The organism is Nonomuraea angiospora (genome assembly GCF_014873145.1).
Lineage (GTDB): Bacteria > Actinomycetota > Actinomycetes > Streptosporangiales > Streptosporangiaceae > Nonomuraea > Nonomuraea angiospora.
Genome location: NZ_JADBEK010000001.1, coordinates 5866948 through 5881318, shown reverse-complemented (window position 1 = coordinate 5881318; position 14371 = coordinate 5866948). Strand labels below are relative to the sequence as shown.

Genomic DNA, 14371 nt, shown 5'->3' with positions numbered 1-14371 from the left:
GTTCCGGGCGCGTGGCAGCGGGCTCGAGTCGCGCAGGGCTCGGGCCCGCCCGAGGGAATGCACATCTGCCTACATACATCGGTGGATGCTGTGCATGCCCGGCGGTCGTACGTTGGCGGGCATGAAGCCTGCCGCCTCGACCACCGGGACCGTGATCCACGAGGTGTTCCGCCGGGCGTACGAGCGCGGGGAGCGGCCGGCGCTCGTCGATCTGCGCGGCGGCCACGTCTACGGCTACCGCAGGCTGGTGACCGAGGTGACCAGGGCGGCCTCGGGGCTCGTACGCAGGGGCGCGCGGCGCGACCAGGTGGTGGGCGTGCACGTCTCGACCGCCGGCGCGCAGACGCTGGCCGTGCACACCGTGCTGGCGGCGGGCGGCGTGGCGGCGCCGATCGATCCCGCGCTCGGCGCCGGTGAGATGGCCGCGTGGCTGCGCGCGTGCGACGCGCGCACCCTGATCACCACTCCCGACCTGGCGGAGACGGCGGTGCGGGCGGCCGACGAGTCCCGGGTGCGCCAGGTCGTCTCGCTGGGCGCGGCGCTCGACACGATCGACTTCCGCTGCCTGCTCACGCTGGAGCCCACCCCGCTGCCCGCGCTCGACGCCAAGCGCCAGGACGCGCTGCTGACGGCCGACGGCGGCCGGATGTCCCACGCCGACCTGCTGTCCAGGATGGCGGAGCTCGACCTGCCCGTTGGCCTGGCCGAGTCCGACGTCGTGCTGACCACGTGGTCGCCCGACAGCCGGTGCGACCTGGTCGCCCTGGTGGGCCTGGGGGTGTCCAAGGGCGCGCTGGTGGTGGCCGCGGGCGGCGGCGATCCGCCCGGCACGAGCTACGACTTCAGCGTCACGGTGGTGACCAACCCCGAGGGCGGGCTGGAGCGCGTCCGCTGAGTATGCGGAGCTGTTATCCGCCCATCCCTTGACGCCGCGCGGCGGGAAGTGGGTAGATGGCCGTTGGTTGACAACGTTGTCAAATCACCAACTTCGGGGGCTTCGAAGGGATGGTGTGCGATGCGACGGTGGTTAGCGACCGTCTCGATCTCGATCGTGAGCGCGTTGAGCCTGGTGGCCTGCGGCGGCGGCGGAGGCGGGCAGGCGTCCCAGTCTCCGGCGGCCAGTGGCGGCGGCGGAGAGAAGAAACAGGTTGAGGTCTTCTCCTGGTGGACGGGCCCCGGCGAGGCCGACGGCCTCCAGGCGATGAAGAAGATCTTCGAGCAGCAGAATCCGAACTACACATTCTTCGACGCCGCCGTGGCGGGCGGCTCCGGTGACAAGGCCAAGGCCCTGCTCCAGTCGAAGCTCCAGGCCAACACCCCGCCCGACACCTTCCAGGGACACGCGGGCGCCGAGCTGCAGGGCTACATCAAGGCCGGCAACCTGGAGGACCTGACCTTCCTGTACGACGAGCTGAAGCTGAAGGACGTCTTCCCCGCGCAGCTCGTCGAGCAGATCAGCGTTGACGGCAAGATCTACTCGGTCCCGGTGAACATCCACCGCTCCAACGTGCTGTGGTTCAACCCGGCGGTGCTCAAGGACGCCGGCGTGGCCGCCGCGCCCAAGACGATCGACGAGTTCATCGCCGACCTGGAGAAGGTCAAGGCCAAGGGCAAGATCCCGCTGTCGATCGGCTCCGAGTGGACCGTCACCCACCTGCTGGAGAACGTCCTGCTCGGCTCGATGGGCACCGACGCCTACAACGCGCTGTTCAAGCCGGGCGCCGACTGGAACAGCCCGCAGGTGACCAAGGCGCTCGAAAGCTTCGCCAAGATCATGTCGTACGCGGGCGACCCGCAGGACGACTGGCAGCCGGCCGCCAAGCAGGTCGCCGACGGCGAGGCCGCGTTCAACATCATGGGCGACTGGGCGTACGGCTACTTCCACAACCCGCCCGAGGGCGGCCTGGGCAAGAAGTCGAAGACGGACTTCGACTGGGCGCCGGCTCCCGGGACCGAGGGCACGTACATGTGGCTGTCCGACAGCTTCACCCTCCCCAAGGGCGCGAAGAACCGTGACGGCGCCATCGCCTGGCTGAAGGTGGCGGCCAGCAAGGAGGGCCAGGACGCCTTCAACCCCAAGAAGGGCTCCATCCCCGCCCGCAAGGACGCCGACCAGTCCCTCTACACCGACTACCTGGCCGACGCGCTGAAGGACTGGTCGAGCAATAAGCTCGCCGGGTCGATCCAGCACGGCGTCTCGGTCAACCAGCCGTGGCTGGCGGCGATCACCGAGGCGGTCGGCCTGTTCATCGGCAGCAAGGACGTCAAGGCCCTGCAGCAGGGGCTCGCCGACGCGGCCAAGGCCAACGCTCAGTAACTCGTCGGGGCGCGGCGGGCACCCGCCGCGCCCGTGGGAGGGAATGCTTGTGAGGCGGGCACGCACGTGGCTGCCCGGACTCCTCCTCGTCACGCCGTCGATCGTGCTGATCGGCGTCTTCGTGTACGGCATGCTCGGCTGGAACTTCCGGCTGGCCATGACGGACAAGCACGATGAGGTGTCCGAGGGGAAGTTCGTGGGGCTGCGGAACTTCATCGACATCTGGGACCAGCCGCGGTGGCACCTCTCGGTGAACCACGCGATCGTCTTCACGGTCGCGTTCGTGGTGGGCGCGCTCCTGCTCGGGTGGCTGCTGGCCTTCCTCATGGAGAAGGGGATCAGGGGCGAGGGGACGTTCCGGGCGATCTATCTGTTCCCGATGGCCATCTCGTTCGTCGCGACCGGCATCGTGTGGCGGTGGCTGATGAACTCGGGGACGGGGGAGCGGGCGGTCGGGCTGAACCGGCTGTTCGACTGGATCGGGCTGCCGCAGTGGCAGTGGTTCAGGGATCCGGACTGGGGGATGGCCGCGATGGCGATCCCCGCCATCTGGCAGATGTCCGGATATGTCATGGCGTTGTTTTTGGCGGGCTTCCGCGGCGTGCCCGAGGAGCTGCGGGAGGCCGCGCGGGTGGACGGCTGCACCGAGTGGGGCGTCTACCGGCACGTGGTGCTGCCCCTGCTGCGGCCGGTCACGCTGTCCGCGCTGATCATCCTGGGGCACATCTCGCTCAAGGTGTTCGACCTGATCGTGGCGGTGTCGGGCAAGCAGATCATCACGGACGTGCCCGCGGTGTTCATGTGGGTGGCGGTGTTCGACTCGCACGACCCCGCCAAGGGCGCCACGATCGCGTCGTACATCGTGCTGAGCGTGGCGATCTTCGTGATCCCGTACCTGATCTGGTCCGTGCGTAAGGAGAGGCGCTCATGACGGCGGTGGCCACGCGCCGGACGGCCTTCCCCTGGCTGCGCTTCGGGCTGCTGATCCTCTTCGTGGTGGTCTTCCTGATCCCCATCTACGTGCTGCTGGTCACCAGCTTCAAACCGCTCACGGAGGCCGACCCCGGCCAGGCGTGGAACCTGCCGCGCACGTGGACGACCGAGGCGTGGCAGGTGGCGTGGGAGAAGCTGGCCCCCGGCCTGTGGAACAGCGTGCTGCTGGCCGTGCCGGGCTCGCTGCTGTCGTGCGCGCTCGGCTCCATGAACGGCTACGTGCTGTCCAAGTGGCGCTTCCCCGGGGCGGACGTGCTGTTCACGCTGTTCCTGTTCGGCATGTTCATCCCGTACCAGGGGGTCATGATCCCGCTGGTGCAGCTGCTCGTGGGGCTGAACGAGCTGACCGGGCTGCAGGGCGTCTTCTACGGCGGCATCCCCGGGCTGGTGCTGGCCCACGTCGTGTACGGCATCCCGATCTGCACGCTGATCTTCCGCAACTACTACGTCACGATCCCCGACGAGCTGATCGAGGCCTCCCGGGTGGACGGGGCGGGCATGCTGCGGGCGTACTGGTCGGTGGTGCTGCCGGTGTCGGGGCCCGCGATCGCGGTGGTCGTCATCTGGCAGTTCACCTCGCTCTGGAACGACTTCCTGTTCGCCGTCTTCCTGACCGGGCCGACGAGCTGGCCCACGACCGTGATGCTGAACAACATCGCCGGTGCGCAGGCCACCCCGTACAGCCAGCAGATGGCGGCGGCCATCCTGTCGTCGATCCCGACGATGCTGATCTACGTCGTGCTGGGGAGGTTCTTCATGCGGGGGCTGATGGCGGGAGCGCTCAAGGGGTAGCCAGGTGAGCCAGGGGCTCGCCGCGTACGTAGCGGGCCACGTCGGCGGCCACGATCGAGGCCGCGTTCATGGCCGTCTGCTTGCTGGCCCCGGCCAGGTGCGGGGTCATGATCAGGTTCGGGGTCGTGAGCAGGCGCGAGCCGGCCGGGATGGGCTCCTCCGGGAAGACGTCCATGGCGGCCCCGAACAGGTGGCCCGACTCCAGGGCGTCGCACACGGCGTCGTAGTCGACCAGCGCGCCCCTGGCGCAGTTGACCAGGACCGAGCCGCGCGGCATGGCGGCGATCTCGGCCGCGCCGATCATGCCGTTGGTCTCGGGGGTGGCGCGGGCGTGCAGGGAGACGAAGTGGGAGCGCCGGAGCAGCTCGTCCAGCTCCACCCGGCCGGGCACGTCCACGTACGGGTCGTGGACCAGGACCTGCGCGCCGAAGCCTTCGAGCATGCGGGCCACGCGGCGGCCGATGGCGCCGTAGCCGACCAGGCCGACCGTGTTGCCGTCCAGCTCGGGGCCGACGTTGTCGTACATGTAGTAGTCGCCCCGCCACACGCCCCCCGCCAGGTCGTCGTGCGTCTGGGGGATCCTGCGGGTGGCGGCCAGCAGCATGGCCAGGGTGTGCTCGGCGGTGGCCACCGCGTTGCGGCCCGGCGCGAACGTCACCGCCACGCCCGCCGCCTTGGCCGCCTCCAGGTTGGCGTTGACGGGACCGCCCCGGCTCACGGAGAACAGCCGCAGGTCGGGAGAGGCGTCCAGGACCCGCTTGGTCAAAGGGGCCATCTGGGTCACGCAGACCTCGACGCCGCGTAGCGCCTCGATCAGCTCGTCCTCCACGTCCGAGGCCTCGTCCACCTCGCCCACCCGGCCGAACGGCTCGACCGGCCACGGCAGCGTGAGCTCGCTGATGTCCAGCTCGCCGGGGACCTCGCGTCTGAGCGCGTCGATGAGCAGGCGGTTCTGGACGAAGTGGTCGCCCGCGGCAAGCACTCGGATGGTCAACGAACGGCTCCAATCGGGGAGTTGTACTGCAGCATCGCGGCTCGCCGCCCGGTACGCAGGCGCAGCTCGGTCAGGGCACAGTTGTCCAGCCGCGGGAACAGCCGCCGGTACTCGCCGAGCGGCACCCCGATCAGGCGGCACAGGGCGAGCCTGATGGCGGTCGTGTGCGCGACCACCAGCACGCGCCCGTCGGGGTGGGCGGCGGCGATGTCGCCGAGGGCGGCCACGAACCGGTCGGCGGCCAGGCTCGGGTCCTCGCCGCCGGGCAGCGGGTGCGCGGCGGGGTCGGACTCGAACGCGGCGCGGGCCTCGGGGAAGCGGGCCGCCATCTCGGCCGAGGTCAGGCCCTCGCCCTCACCGAAGTCCAGCTCCCGCAGCCTCGGGTCGGTCCGGAGCTCCACCCCCGCCTGGTCGGCGCCGGCCGCGGCGGTGATCCGGGCCCGGCTGAGGGTGGAGGCCCACACGGCCGCCAGGCCCGCCTGACCGGCCCACTCGGCCAGCTGGGCGGCCTGGGCGTGGCCGCGCGGGGTCAGCTCGATGTCGCTGACGCCCGCATAGCGGTTCTCGGCGTGCCAGACGGTCTCGCCGTGGCGGACCAGGACGAGGTCGGTCATCGGGCGGTCCTCTCGCGTGCGTGCCGGGCGGCGGCCGGGTCGAGCCAGCCGCGCCCTTCCAGCTCGGTGACGAAGCGCAGGTAGGGCTCCGTGAGGTCGGCTCCCGACGGGTCGACGACCGCGCGGGTCCTGATCATCCGGCCGGGGTCGCCGCCCGCCAGGACGGCCATGCCCAGGGCGGGCTCGGCGTTCTCCCGCAGCGTCACGGGACGTCCCAGGACGTCCGCCCTGAGCCGGGTCCAGTACGCGCTGCGGGTGGCGCCGCCGGTCAGGATGATCTCGCCGTCCACGGGGGCGCCGAGGAGGTCGAGGTAGTCGAAGCAGAGGCGCTCGACGAAGGCCGCGCCGAGCAGGATCGCCGCGTAGCGCTCGACATCGTCGGCCGGGCTGCCGAGCGTGAACCCCTCGGCGCCGGGGGCGTCGAACGGGAAGCGCTCGCCCCGCGAGACCAGCGGGTACGTGACGCTCGCGGGCGGGCCCGGGCGGGCGGCGGCCCGGGCGCTCAGCGCGTCGAGGTCGCGGCCGGGCAGGTCGCGGGAGAGCACGCCGGCGCCGGTGCTCGACGCGCCGCCCGGCAGCCACGAGCCGTCCGGCGCGCGGTGCGAGTAGACGACGCCGAGCGGGTCGTGGATCAGCTCCTTCGTCACGCCCTTGAGCACCAGCGTCGTGCCCAGCACCGAGTTCCAGCTCCCGACCCGGGTGGCGCCCGCGCCGAGCTGGGCCGCGCACCCGTCCGTGGTCCCGGCGATCACGGGCGTGCCCGCGGGGATGCCGGTCTCCTCGGCGGCGGCCGCGCAGACCACGCCCAGGCGGGTGCCGGGCCGTACGACCTCGGGGAGCAGCTCCGCGGGCACGTCCAGGGCGTCCAGCACCTCGGATGGCCAGCGCTCCTCGATGAGGTCCACGCCGGTCTTGAGCGCGTTGCTGAGGTCGGTGGCCACCTCGTGGCCGACGAGACGCCGGTTGACGAAGTCGTTCTGGTGCGCGAGGCGCGCCCCGGCGGGGGCGTCCTGGAGCAGCCACAGCAGCTTGGGCAGCGCCCAGTTGGGCTGCATGCGCCGGTAGCCCAGCCGCTCCCACACGCGGGCGCCGACCTCGTTGGCGCGACCGGCGTCGGCGCGCCGGTCGTCGTACATGAGCGCGGGCGTCAGCGCCCGGCCGTCAGGGCCGGTGAGCAGGATCGTTCCAGACGTGGCGGCCACGGCCACGCCCGCCACCTGCTCGGACGGCACGTCGCGCAGCGCCTCGCGGGTGGCGGCGGCCAGCTCGCGCCACCACTGCTCGGGGTCCTGCTCGTGGCGGGGCCCGTCGCGGTGGCTGGTCAGCGGCCGGGCGGCGGTGCCGAGCACCTGCCCGTCCCCGGCGACGGCCATCGCCCGCACGCTCTGGGTCCCGAGATCGATGCCCACAAATACGCTCATGTACGGCCCCTCATCTCGGCCAGCAGCGGCCAGGAGACCGCGTTCGCCTGGCGCAGGGTCAGGAAGTCGTCGAACAGCCGGTCGTACAGCGCCTGGTTGGCGGGCTTGGGTTCGAGCGCGTCGCGCATCCGTACATGCTTCGAGGCCGCCGTGGCGATGGACGGAGCGGCGCCGGTGGCGGCCAGTCCCACCAAGTACGCGCCCCGAGCGCCCACCTCGGCGTCCGCCGGGCGGCGCACGGGCAGCCCCGTGATGTCGGCGATCAGCTGGAGCCAGACGGTGCTGTTCGAGCCGCCGCCGCACACGCGCAGCTCTGTCGGCGCCGCGCGGGTGGCGGCCAGGCAGTCGCGGATGACCATCGTCAGCCCTTCGAGCACCGCCCGCGCCATGTCCTCGCGGCCGTGCTCGAACGACATGCCCAGCAGCGACCCCTTGGCCAGCGGGTCGGAGAACGGCGCCCGCTCACCGGCGGGCGACATGTAGGGCAGGAACGTCAGCCCGCGCGCGCCCGGCTCGCTCAGCAGGGCCAGGTCGCCCAGCTCGGCCGGGCCGCTCAGCCCCATCATGCGGCACGTCCACTGCACCACCTCGGTGCCCGCGAACGTGGGGAAGGCCCGCAGGTAGCCGTCGGCCAGCGCGATCGTGATCCCGATCGGCTCGCCCTCCAGGTCGGCGGAGTCGACGATGACCTCGGTGCAGAGCGTGGTGCCGAGGATGCCGCACGCCTGCCCGGCCCGCACCGCGCCCGCGCCCAGCGCCGTGGCGGCGATGTCGTACGGGGCCATCACGACCGGCGTCCCGGCGGGCAGCCCCAGCGCGGAGGCCGCGTCCCTGGACAGCTCGGCGACGTGGCCGGAGCGGATCGGGGGCAGCAGCCGCTCGGCCCACTCCGTCCCGAACAGGCTCAGCAGCGAGGGGGAGTACGCCCGCGCCCGCAGGTCCATGAACGGCGCGGAGGCGTCGGACTCGTCGGCGACCAGCTCCCCGGTCATCCGCGCGAAGATCCAGCCGCCGCAGGTGAGCATGGCGCTCGACCGCTCCAGCCGCCCGGGGTCGTTCGCGCGCAGCCAGGTCAGGATCGCGTGCGGCAGCCCGGAGGCGGCCGACGAGCCGTTGAGCCGGAACGCCTCGGCCGCGATCCCGGAGCGGGTCCAGCCGTCCACGGCCGAGGCCGCCCTGGCGTCGTTCCAGAGGATCGCGGGGCCGGTCGGCTCGCCGTCCGGGCCGACCAGCCAGCAGCCGTCGCCCTGGGCGGTCACGGCCACGAAGTCGACCCCGTCCAGCTGGGCGGCGACCTCGCGCACGGTGGCGGCGACCGCGTCCCAGACGGCGTTCATGTCCTGCTCGGCGTGGCCGGGCAGGGGCCTGGAGACCACGGTCTCCCGCCGGGCGACGAACGCCTCCGCGCCCTCGGCGTCGTATCCGACCGCCTTGATGACCGTGGTGCCCGCGTCCACGCAGATGATCGCCATCAGGCCCTGCCGTGGGAGGTCCTCGACCGGCGCGACACGGAGTCGACGATCACGGCGAGCAGCAGCACTGCGCCGGTGACCACGAACCTGATCGACGAGTCGAGGTTGAGCAGGGTCAGACCGCTGGAGATGGACTGGATGACGATGATCCCGAGCAGCGCGCCGAACGCGGTGCCGCGCCCGCCGAACAGGCTCGTCCCGCCGATCACGGCCGCCGCGATGGCGTTGAGGTTGACGTCGCCGCCGCCGCTGGACTGGTTGGCCGCCGCGAGCCGGGCCGCGGCCAGGATGCCGCCGACCGCGGCGAACGTCGAGCAGAGCACGAACACCGAGGTGTAGACGGCCCTGACGTTGATGCCGGCCCGGCGGGCGGCCTCCACGTTGCCGCCGACGGCGTAGACGGCCCGGCCCCACTTCGTCCGCGACAGCAGGTAGTGCATGATCAGCACGAGCGCCACGAAGAAGACGAACATCCAGCCCACGCCGCGCGTCTGGCCCAGGTACCAGACCACGAAGGCCAGCACGACCAGCAGCGCCGCGCTCCTGACGGCCAGCGTGGACACGCTCCTGGCCGACAGCCCGGCCTTGCGCCGCTCCTGCGCGTGCAGGTATCCGGTGACGAACAGCCAGACGGCGGCGACGACCGCGAACGTGTACGACAGCCAGGCCGGCACGAAGTCGAGCTGCGCGAAGTTCACCAGGCCCGAGTCGAAGGGCAGGTTGATCGACCCCTTGGTGCCCAGCACGTACAGCTGGAGCCCGAGGAAGGCGAGCAGGCCGGCCAGCGTGATCACGAAGCTCGGCACCCCGAACCGGTTGAACAGCTGCCCGTACACCCAGCCGACGACCGCGCCCATGATCACGGCCGCGGCGATGGCCAGCCAGACCGGCAGCCCCTGGCCCACGAACAGCACCGCGAGCACCGCGCCCGACAGCCCGCTGACCGAGCCGACGGACAGGTCGATCTGGCCCACCAGCAGCACGCAGACGATGCCGAGCGAGATGATGCCGACGGCGGCGGACTCCAGGGTGAGGTTCACCAGGTTCGCGCTGGACAGGAAGATCGGGTTCAGGATCTGCAGCACCGTCCAGATGACCACGAGCCCGACCACGACGGGGATGACGCCCAGGTCGCCGCCGCGGGCCCGCTCGACCACGTCGGCGAGTGCGCCGCGCAGGCCGTCGCGATCCCGCAGCCGCTCGTCCTGGCGGTCGGTCGTCACTGTGCTCATGAGCTACTCCCCCTCTGCGCCCGCCTGGAGACCACGTTGTCGGTGGCGCCGGTGATGGCGGCGATGATGTCCTCGGTGGAGACCTGGTCCACGTCGAACACGCCGTTATTGCGGCCGAGCCGCAGCACGGCGACGGTGTCGGCGACGGCCTTCACGTCGGCCATGTTGTGGCTGATCATGACGACGCCCAGGCCGTTCTCGCGCAGCCGCTCGACCAGGTTGAGCACCTCGGCCGTCTGCGCCACGCCCAGCGCGGCGGTGGGCTCGTCGAGGATGATGACCTTCGGGTCGCCGAGCAGCGACCGGGCGATGGCCACCGTCTGCCGCTGGCCGCCCGACAGCGCCGCGACCGGCACCCGCACGCTCGGGATCTTGGCGGACAGCTGGCGGAGCAGCTCCCACGAGCGGGTCTCCATGGCCACGTCGTTGAGGCGCAGCGGGCGGATCTCCTGGCCGAGGAACAGGTTCTGGATCACGTTGAGGTTCTCGCAGAGCGCCAGGTCCTGGAAGACCGTGGCGATGCCGAGCTTGTGCGCGGCGGCCGGGGTCGGGATGTCGACCTCGTTCCCCTCGAACGTGATCGTGCCGCCGTCCGGCGGGTGCACGCCCGAGAGGATCTTGACCAGGGTCGACTTGCCCGCGCCGTTGTCCCCCACGACCGCGACGACCTGGCCGGCGGCGACGTCGAGCTCGATGTCGGTCAGCGCCGCCACCGCGCCGAAGGTCTTGCTGATCCCGCGCAGAGACAGGACGCTCATCACTTGATTCCGAGCTCGGCGCAGCCCTTGGCGTACTCGCCGGCGCAGGCCTCGGCGGCCTTCATGATGCCGCTGTCGAACAGCACTTCCTTGATGTTCTCCTTGGTCACCACCGTGGGCACGAACAGCTCCGACGGGGTGTTGTAGAGCGTGGCCTTGCCCGCGGGCTTCTTGCCCTGCATGAACTCCCACGCCACGTTCGCGGAGGCCTCGGCCACGATCTTGATCGGCTTGGAGATCGTGTTGTACTGGTCGCCCGCGATGATGCGCTGGGCGGCGGCCAGCTCGGCGTCGTTGCCGGTGACCGGCGGCACCTTCACGCCCGCGGCCTTGAACGCGGCGATCGAGCCGCCGCCGGTGCCGTCGTTGGCCGCGACCACGCCGACGATCTGGTCCTTGAACTGCGTGATCTGGCCGCTGACCCAGGTCTGGGCCTTCTCCGGCTGCCAGTCGGGGGTGTCGTACTCGGCCAGCAGCTTGAACCCGCTCGGGGCGACCGCGCTGTGGATGCCCTTCTTGATCAGGCCGGCCGCCGCGTCCGTGGGCGAGCCGTTGACCTGGAGGATCCCGCCCTTGGCGTTCTCCTTCTTCAGGTGGTCGACCAGGGACTGGGCGATCATGGAGCCGATCTTCTCGTTGTCGAACGAGATGTAGTAGTCGGCGGGCGTGGCCGGGATCGGCCGGTCGTAGGCGATGACCGCCACCTGCTGCGACTGGGCCGTCTTGACGATGGTGGCCGCGGCGGCGGAGTCGACCGGGTCGAGCACGATGGCCTTGACGCCCTGGGCGAGCGCGGAGTTGGCCTGTTGCTGCTGCTTGGCGGCGTCGGAGTCGGCGTTCTGGTAGATGACCTGGCAGGTCGGGCAGAGCTGCTTCATCTTGGCCTCGAACAGCGGCTTGTCGGCCAGCTCGTACCGGGTGGAGGCGAGGTCGGGCATGAGGAAGGCGACCTTGGCGTTCTGGACGGCGCCGCTGCCGCCGCCGGTCGTGCCCCCGCCGGTCGAGCCGGAGCCGGAGCCGCACGCGGCCAGCACCGAGCCTGCGAGCACTGCCACTGCGGCGAACGCGGAGGTCCGCATCTGAGCTCTGTTCACGGGTTTCGTTCCTCACTTGCTACCGGGATTCATGATGCACTGCCCCCGAAACAGGACAATGCCCTCACAACCAGGCACATCCTGTGGTGCGGCTCACGGTAGCGCGGGTGCTGAAACTTTGTCCAGCAAAGATGTTCAGAGCTGGCGGGCGGCGGCCACCAGGCCCTCTGCGGTCGGGACATCGGTGACGAGCTGGTTGAAGTAGCCGCCCTTGGCGCCCGCGACGATGGACAGCACCTTCTCGGCGCCCACCGCGACCGCGATCGTGGCGGGGATGCGGCGCAACTCCTCCGGCTTCGTGGCGACCAGGCGCTCGCTGCCCGGGTACGTGACCGGCTCGCCGTCGCGGTCGTAGACGCGCATGCACACGTCGCCCACGGCCTGGCGCAGGCTGTCGGCGTCGCGCGGCATGAGGGCGGGCGTCATCTGCCGCATCAGCGGGGCCGAGCCGACGCCGACGATGGCGCACTTGGCGTGCGCCCACAGGTCCATGACCCGGCGTACGGACGGCTCGTGCTGCAGCGAGTAGAACAGCTCGGGGCCGGGCAGCGCGGGAGCGTAGAGGTAGGCGGGCACGCCGCCGGCGCGTTCGGCCAGGATGCGGGTGGTCTCGTTGGTCTGGAACCAGGGCTGCGGCTCCTCCTGGCCGCCCACGGCGGGCGCGATCGTGACGCCCGGATACTGGCCGAGCCCCTCGCGGGCGCACTCGTAGACCGTGGTGCCGGACGAGACGAGCACGACGTCGCCGGACTCCAGCCCGACCGCGGCGAGCGCCCGGGTCACGGCGGGGGCCAGCCACGGGCCCAGGGTGGGGCCGCTGACCTTGGGGACCAGGTAGACGCGCTGCAGGTCGAGCGCCTGCGCCACCTCGGCGGCCAGCGGGCCGTCCTCCAGCGCGGCCGGCCGGTGCACCTTGATCTCGACGATGCCCTGCTTGCGGGCCTCGGTGAGCAGCCGGCTCACGGTGGCCCTGGAGACACCGAGCCGCTGGGCGATGTCGCCCTGGGTGGCCTCCTCGATGTAGTACTGCTGGGCCGCCGCGTACATCAGCTCAAGCGGGAACCTGGCCTGCGTCTCGGGTGCGACGTCGGCGGCATTCATGCGCGCGCTCCTGTGAACATTTTTGCTGAACCGATGCGCAAACGACTATAGGCGGTGATGTGCCCGGGGGCCACTACCGAGCTCTCCGCTGGAAAGGCTAGCTGCCATGACGTTCTCCAGACAGAGCCACTACGCTGCGCTTACGATCGACTGCGCAAAGTAATACGGGGGACAGGAGAGAGGCAATGTCCAAAGGGATGTTGGTCGCGGTCGCCGTCGGCCTGGTGGCCGGGAACATGGCGCCGCCCGCCGTGGCGGCGGCCACGGTCCTGCGCTGCGACACCTACGTGCACGCGCAGGACAGGGATCTCGGCATCGCGTCCTGCACCAACCCCACGGGCCAGACCTGGAGGTTCCGGGCCGTGGTGGTCTGCGGCCGGGCGCCGGACGTCGTGGGCGAGTGGGTGACGCTCGGGCCCGGCGCGTCGGGGGAGTCGCGGGGCTACTGCGGCGGCATCTTCACCAGCGGCGTGGGCGCCGTGGGCGTGGACGAGCGGATCGTCTGACCGGTCAGTCCGGCGGGGAGTTCGCCAGGCTGGCCGGTCAGCCCGGCGGGGGGAGCTCGCCGGAGCCGCGGGCGATGAGCCGTACCGGCAGCTCGATGTGCTCCGGCGGGCCGGCGTCGCCGCGCAGGCGGCGGAAGAGCAGCTCGGCCGCCACCCGCCCCATCCACGCCGGGTCCTGCGCCACCACGCTCACCCCGGGGGTCAGCAGGTCGGCCAGCTCGAAGTCGTCGAACCCCACCAGCGCCACCCGGCGCCCGGCCAGCGCGCGCAGCGCCGTCACGGTGTAGCGGCCGTTGCCGGTGAACAGCGCGGACGGCGGATCGTCCAGGGCGAACATGCGGGCCAGGTCCGCGCGGACGCCCTCCAGCGAGGGCGTCCGCATCGACACCAGCCGCTGGTCGAACAGCCCGCCGAGCGCCTGCCGGTAGCCGTTGAGCCGCTCGGCCGCGGTGAAGATCCCCGGGTCGTCGCCGAGGAAGGCGATCCTGCTGTGGCCGTGGCCCATGAGGTGGCGGATCGCCTGCCCGGCGCCGCCCAGGTTGTCGGCGAGCACCGTGTCCAGCTCGATCCCCGCGCCCGGCGGCCGGTCGGCGAACACCACCGGCGTGCCGGCCTCCAGCTCGGGCCGCAGGTAGGAGTGGTCCTCGCCGGCGGGCACCACGATCAGCCCGTCCACCCGGCGCGCGCAGAACGTCTCGACCAGCTCGCGCTCCCTGAGCGGCTCCTCGCTCGACGAGCCGCTGAGCAGCAGGCAGCCGTGCTCGATGACGACGTCCTCGACGGCCCGGCTCAGGCCCGAGTAGAACGGGTCCGCCACGTCCTCGATGACCAGCCCGACCGTGGCGGTCCTGCCCCTGCGCAGCACCGCCGCGCTCTCGTTGCGGCTGTAGCCCAGCCGCTCGATGGCCGCGCGCACCCGCTCGGCCGTGGCGGGGTGGACGCCGGGCTCGCCGTTCACGACGCGCGAGACGGTCTTGAGCGCCACGCCCGCCGCCGAGGCGACGTCCTTCATCGTCGGTCTCACGCCAGGATCATTCCGCACCCGGACCAGGCAGACAACGCTGTCAGGGCTTATGC

The 14371-nt window shown here is 71.5% G+C and carries 14 protein-coding genes; 5 read left to right on the top strand and 9 right to left on the bottom strand.

Annotation, left to right across the window (positions count from 1 at the left end):
• Positions 1–121 precede the first annotated feature (121 nt).
• The 4 genes from H4W80_RS26410 to H4W80_RS26395 all read left to right on the top strand — a co-directional run bounded on the left by H4W80_RS26410 (position 122) and on the right by H4W80_RS26395 (position 4102).
• Complete coding sequence (locus H4W80_RS26410) at positions 122–895, top strand: AMP-binding protein (protein ID WP_192787549.1); 774 nt, start codon at positions 122–124, stop codon at positions 893–895.
• Positions 896–1015: 120 nt separating this feature from the next.
• Entirely contained in the window at positions 1016–2317 is a 1302-nt protein-coding gene (locus H4W80_RS26405) for an ABC transporter substrate-binding protein (protein ID WP_192787548.1), read from the top strand.
• Positions 2318–2360: 43 nt separating this feature from the next.
• Complete coding sequence (locus H4W80_RS26400) at positions 2361–3248, top strand: carbohydrate ABC transporter permease (protein WP_192787547.1); 888 nt, start codon at positions 2361–2363, stop codon at positions 3246–3248.
• Positions 3245–4102: a carbohydrate ABC transporter permease gene (locus tag H4W80_RS26395; protein WP_192787546.1), complete on the top strand. Its 858-nt coding sequence runs from the start codon at positions 3245–3247 to the stop codon at positions 4100–4102. Before H4W80_RS26400 ends, H4W80_RS26395 begins: the two co-directional genes overlap by 4 nt.
• Here H4W80_RS26395 and H4W80_RS26390 read toward each other — a convergent pair.
• From H4W80_RS26390 to H4W80_RS26355, 8 genes are all read right to left on the bottom strand, one after another.
• Complete coding sequence (locus H4W80_RS26390) at positions 4092–5096, bottom strand: 2-hydroxyacid dehydrogenase (protein ID WP_192787545.1); 1005 nt, start codon at positions 5094–5096, stop codon at positions 4092–4094. The genes H4W80_RS26395 and H4W80_RS26390 overlap by 11 nt on opposite strands.
• Complete coding sequence (locus H4W80_RS26385) at positions 5093–5710, bottom strand: histidine phosphatase family protein (RefSeq protein WP_192787544.1); 618 nt, start codon at positions 5708–5710, stop codon at positions 5093–5095. Before H4W80_RS26385 ends, H4W80_RS26390 begins: the two co-directional genes overlap by 4 nt.
• Positions 5707–7131: an FGGY-family carbohydrate kinase gene (locus H4W80_RS26380; protein WP_192787543.1), complete on the bottom strand. Its 1425-nt coding sequence runs from the start codon at positions 7129–7131 to the stop codon at positions 5707–5709. Before H4W80_RS26380 ends, H4W80_RS26385 begins: the two co-directional genes overlap by 4 nt.
• Positions 7128–8603 (bottom strand): FGGY-family carbohydrate kinase, encoded by a 1476-nt coding sequence (locus tag H4W80_RS26375; RefSeq protein WP_192787542.1) that lies wholly within the window; start codon positions 8601–8603, stop codon positions 7128–7130. Before H4W80_RS26375 ends, H4W80_RS26380 begins: the two co-directional genes overlap by 4 nt.
• Positions 8603–9835, bottom strand: coding sequence for a sugar ABC transporter permease (locus H4W80_RS26370; RefSeq protein WP_192787541.1), 1233 nt, complete (start codon positions 9833–9835; stop codon positions 8603–8605). Before H4W80_RS26370 ends, H4W80_RS26375 begins: the two co-directional genes overlap by 1 nt.
• On the bottom strand, positions 9832–10593 hold the full coding sequence (locus tag H4W80_RS26365) for an ATP-binding cassette domain-containing protein (RefSeq protein ID WP_192787540.1): 762 nt from the start codon (positions 10591–10593) through the stop codon (positions 9832–9834). Before H4W80_RS26365 ends, H4W80_RS26370 begins: the two co-directional genes overlap by 4 nt.
• Positions 10593–11687 carry an ABC transporter substrate-binding protein gene (locus H4W80_RS26360; protein WP_318787068.1) on the bottom strand — a complete coding sequence of 365 codons (1095 nt, stop codon included), beginning with the start codon at positions 11685–11687 and terminating at the stop codon, positions 10593–10595. Before H4W80_RS26360 ends, H4W80_RS26365 begins: the two co-directional genes overlap by 1 nt.
• Before the next feature lie 135 nt (positions 11688–11822).
• Entirely contained in the window at positions 11823–12788 is a 966-nt protein-coding gene (locus tag H4W80_RS26355; protein ID WP_192787539.1) for a sugar-binding transcriptional regulator, read from the bottom strand.
• Between the two features lie 185 nt (positions 12789–12973).
• On the opposite strand from H4W80_RS26355, the gene H4W80_RS26350 reads away from it, so the two are divergent.
• Positions 12974–13294, top strand: coding sequence for a hypothetical protein (locus tag H4W80_RS26350; RefSeq protein WP_192787538.1), 321 nt, complete (start codon positions 12974–12976; stop codon positions 13292–13294).
• Positions 13295–13331: 37 nt separating this feature from the next.
• Here the strand turns inward: H4W80_RS26350 and H4W80_RS26345 are convergent, their stop codons facing one another.
• Complete coding sequence (locus tag H4W80_RS26345) at positions 13332–14318, bottom strand: LacI family DNA-binding transcriptional regulator (protein WP_378525613.1); 987 nt, start codon at positions 14316–14318, stop codon at positions 13332–13334.
• Between the last annotated feature and the right edge of the window lie 53 nt (positions 14319–14371).

Excerpts from the sequence above, each read along its gene's own strand:
- H4W80_RS26410 (WP_192787549.1), top strand. The coding sequence starts at position 122 with ATGAAGCCTGCCGCCTCGACCACCGGGACCGTGATCCACGAGGTGTTC.
- H4W80_RS26405 (WP_192787548.1), top strand. The coding sequence starts at position 1,016 with ATGCGACGGTGGTTAGCGACCGTCTCGATCTCGATCGTGAGCGCGTTG.
- H4W80_RS26400 (WP_192787547.1), top strand. The coding sequence starts at position 2,361 with ATGCTTGTGAGGCGGGCACGCACGTGGCTGCCCGGACTCCTCCTCGTC.
- H4W80_RS26395 (WP_192787546.1), top strand. The coding sequence starts at position 3,245 with ATGACGGCGGTGGCCACGCGCCGGACGGCCTTCCCCTGGCTGCGCTTC.
- H4W80_RS26385 (WP_192787544.1), bottom strand. The coding sequence starts at position 5,710 with ATGACCGACCTCGTCCTGGTCCGCCACGGCGAGACCGTCTGGCACGCC.
- H4W80_RS26380 (WP_192787543.1), bottom strand. The coding sequence starts at position 7,131 with ATGAGCGTATTTGTGGGCATCGATCTCGGGACCCAGAGCGTGCGGGCG.
- H4W80_RS26375 (WP_192787542.1), bottom strand. The coding sequence starts at position 8,603 with ATGGCGATCATCTGCGTGGACGCGGGCACCACGGTCATCAAGGCGGTC.
- H4W80_RS26370 (WP_192787541.1), bottom strand. The coding sequence starts at position 9,835 with ATGAGCACAGTGACGACCGACCGCCAGGACGAGCGGCTGCGGGATCGC.
- H4W80_RS26365 (WP_192787540.1), bottom strand. The coding sequence starts at position 10,593 with ATGAGCGTCCTGTCTCTGCGCGGGATCAGCAAGACCTTCGGCGCGGTG.
- H4W80_RS26355 (WP_192787539.1), bottom strand. The coding sequence starts at position 12,788 with ATGAATGCCGCCGACGTCGCACCCGAGACGCAGGCCAGGTTCCCGCTT.
- H4W80_RS26350 (WP_192787538.1), top strand. The coding sequence starts at position 12,974 with ATGTCCAAAGGGATGTTGGTCGCGGTCGCCGTCGGCCTGGTGGCCGGG.